The 3,082-nt window shown below is 67.5% G+C and carries 3 protein-coding genes; all 3 read right to left on the bottom strand.

What is annotated here, in order from left to right; genetic code table 11:
* Positions 1 to 988, bottom strand: a 988-nt coding sequence (locus tag AC3XYG_RS36755; RefSeq protein ID WP_489144855.1) for an ABC transporter ATP-binding protein, incomplete at its 3' end; no start/stop codon positions are given.
* The gene (locus AC3XYG_RS36750; protein WP_489144854.1) at positions 985 to 1,851 is read right to left on the bottom strand and encodes an ABC transporter permease; all 867 of its coding nucleotides are present in this window, start codon (positions 1,849 to 1,851) and stop codon (positions 985 to 987) included. The genes AC3XYG_RS36750 and AC3XYG_RS36755, both read right to left, overlap by 4 nt.
* Complete coding sequence (locus AC3XYG_RS36745) at positions 1,848 to 2,861, bottom strand: ABC transporter permease (RefSeq protein WP_489144853.1); 1,014 nt, start codon at positions 2,859 to 2,861, stop codon at positions 1,848 to 1,850. Before AC3XYG_RS36745 ends, AC3XYG_RS36750 begins: the two co-directional genes overlap by 4 nt.
* Positions 2,862 to 3,082: the final 221 nt, after the last annotated feature.

Below are 3,082 nucleotides of genomic sequence, written 5' to 3'. Positions count from 1 at the left end.
CGGTCGAAGCGGCCCGCGCTTCCGGCCGGCTGGTCGCGACGACGGCATCCGGCAGTTCGTCTACCCGCGCACAGCGGACCTTGTGGCCCTGGATGTCGTGGAGAGCCACCGGCCTGTCGCACAGTCCGGCGACGTGATGGTCGCAGCGCGACCCGAACAGGCAGCCGGCCCCGCGCTCGGCCGGCGCCGGCACATGGCCGCGGATCGGCTGCAGCACCGCCCCCTGCCCCGGCAGGCAGCGGACCAACCCCTGGGTGTAGGGGTGCCGCGGAGCGTCGAAGATCCCACCCGCCGGTGCTTCCTCCACCAGGTCGCCGGCATACAGCACGCCGACCCGGTCGCAGGCCTTCGCCACCAGATGCAAATTGTGCGAGATGAAGAGCAGCGCGGTGCCGAACGTCTCTTGCAACTCGCCGATCAGCTTGACCACGGCGGCTTCGACCGTGACGTCGAGGCCCGATGTCGGCTCGTCCAGCAGGACGAGATCCGGCTGCGGCAGCAGCGCCATGGCGATCATCACGCGCTGCTGCTGCCCGCCCGAGATCTGATGGGAATAGCGCGCCATGATCGCATCGGGGTTGTCGAGCCCGACGCGCGCCAGCATCTCCCCCGCCCGCTCCGCCCGGGCCGATCGCGACAGCCCGCCCGGCTCCAGCGCCTCGATCAGTTGCCGGCCGATGCGCATGGTCGGGTTGAGGCTGGCGCCCGGATCCTGCTGGACGAAGCCGATCCGCTTTCCCCGCAAGGCGCGCCATTGCTCCGGGCTGGCACGCAGCAGGTCCATGCCGTCATAGAGGATGCTGCCCCGCGCCCGGGCGATCTTCGGCAGGTCGCCGACGACGACATTGGCGACGCTGCTCTTGCCGCTGCCGGATTCGCCGACCAGGCCGAAGCTCTCGCCCCGGCCGATAGAGAAGGACAGGTCGCGGACGACCTCGTCCGGGCCGTAGGACAGCGACAGGTTGCGGACCTCGAGCAGCGGCGTCACGCGTTGTCCTCCAGCCCGTCCGCGAGGATGTTCAGTCCGACCACCAGCGAGCACAGGGCCAGCCCCGGAAACAGTGCCATGTGCGGGAAGACCGGGATCATCGTCACGCTGTCGGCGACCATGCTGCCCCATTCCGGATCCGGCGGCGGCAGGCCGAGGCCGAGGAAGCCCAGCGTGCCGACGGTCATCACGGCAAACCCGGTGCGCAGGCACAGGTCGGCGATCAGCGTCCCCCGGGCATTGGGCAGGATTTCCACCACAAGCGTGTAGAGCACGCTCTCGCCGCGCATTTCCGCCGCGGCGACAAAGCCGCGGGAGCGCAATTCGAGAGTCAGGCCGCGCGCGATGCGGCCAATGCCCGGTGCGTAGGCCAGGGTGATGGCGAGGACGATGTTCAGCACCGAAGCGCCGATCGTCGCGATCAGGACGATGTAGAGAACGAGGGTCGGAAACGACAGGATGATGTCGGAGATGCCGGAGATCAGCCGGTCGACCCATCCGCCGAAATACCCCGACAGCAGGCCGAAGGCGATGCCCACGGAGAAGGCCGATGCCGTGGCGATCGGCACCACCACCAGTGTGGTCCGGGCACCCCACATGATGCGCGAGAGGATGTCGCGGCCCAGCATGTCCACGCCCAGCCAATGCGCCCAGGACGGCCCGGGCGCCGCAAGGGACGCCATGTCCTGGGCGTTCGGCGCATAGGCCGCGATCCAGGGCGCGGTCGCGGCGATGACGATCCAGGCGAAGATGATGCCCAGCCCGATGCGGGCGGCCCAGCTGCGCGGCAGCGGCAGCGGTAGCCGCCTGCGCCGCTGCGGCGGAAGAAGGACGGGGGCGTCCGTCTGCTGCGGAAGGCTCATGTCAGCCGCACCCTCGGGTTCAACGCCATGTAGGAGATATCGGCCAGAAGCTGGGTCACGCAGGCGACCGCCAGGCCCAGCAGCGTGATGGTCTGGATCAGCGCCAAATCACCGAACAGGCCGGCCTGCAGCAGCAGCTTGCCGATACCGGGATAGGCGAAGATGGTCTCGCAGACCACCACGCCGCCCAGCAGCCAGTTCAGCTGCAGCAGCAGCACGGTCATCGGCGGGATCATGCCGTTGCGGACGACGTGGCGCAGCACGATCTGCCGCTTCGACAGCCCCTTCAGCAGGGCCGTGCGGACGAACGGCTTCTGCATGGTTTCGGCCATCGAGGCGCGGACGATGCGGGCGATGTAGGAGGCCGACGCCAGCACCAGCACCATCGTAGGAAGGACCATCTGGCTCGCCACCGACCATTGCTCGCTGGCCAGCAGCGGGCTGGTGCCCGGCAGCCAGCCGAGGAAGGACACGAAGATCGTCATCAGCACGACGCCGGTGGCGTATTCCGGCAGCGATGTCACCACCAGGCAGCCGAGGCTGAGCCAGCGGTCCAGCCGCGTGCCGCGGTTGGTGCCGGCCAGGATGCCGATGCCCAGCGACAGCGGCACGATGAAGGCCAGCGCCACGGCGGTCAGCATCACCGTGTTGCCCAGCGGCTTCGCGATCACGTCGCGCACCGGCGCTTTCAGCATCAGCGAATAGCCGAAATTGCCGAAATACTGGTCCCCCCGGCTGTCGTGCAGGTTGAGTTTCAGCGCCGGGTCGCCGAGCGGATTGGCCCTCAGGCCGACCAGGATCGCCAGCCAGTTCACATAGCGTTCCGGCAGGGAGTCCGACAGCCCGAGCTTCTGGTCCAGCAGATGGACCTGGTTGGGCAAGGCATAGGGGCCCAGGATCTGGCGCGACACCGTGCCAGGCGAGAATTCCGTGACGACGAACAGCAGCATGCTGGACACCAGCGCCGTCACCAGAAGCTGGCCTATCCGCTGCAGGATCAGCAGAAGCATGGCCTAGGCTTCGGGCCGGAGGGGCCTGGCGAAACCATATCGGCTCTGGTGCTCGGTCTCACCGGTCACGAAGGCCTCCCATTTTTTTGTCGATGCGGACCAGCAAGCGGGCCGGCCCGGCCGCCTCCGTCCCACGGATCGGCGTCCGCAAAAGATACAAATGATTTTATTTTTTTGCAATAAGATGATTTTGTATTTTTCTGGTTTCGACAGCGACCGGA

Source organism: Inquilinus sp. (assembly GCF_057815775.1).
The sequence above is the reverse complement of the archived record's forward strand: the minus strand, read 5'-3'. Positions and strand labels throughout refer to the sequence as shown.

Bases quoted from the DNA above. Each gene is read 5' to 3' on its own strand.
- AC3XYG_RS36750 (WP_489144854.1), bottom strand. From the start codon at position 1,851: ATGAGCCTTCCGCAGCAGACGGACGCCCCCGTCCTTCTTCCGCCGCAG.
- AC3XYG_RS36745 (WP_489144853.1), bottom strand. From the start codon at position 2,861: ATGCTTCTGCTGATCCTGCAGCGGATAGGCCAGCTTCTGGTGACGGCG.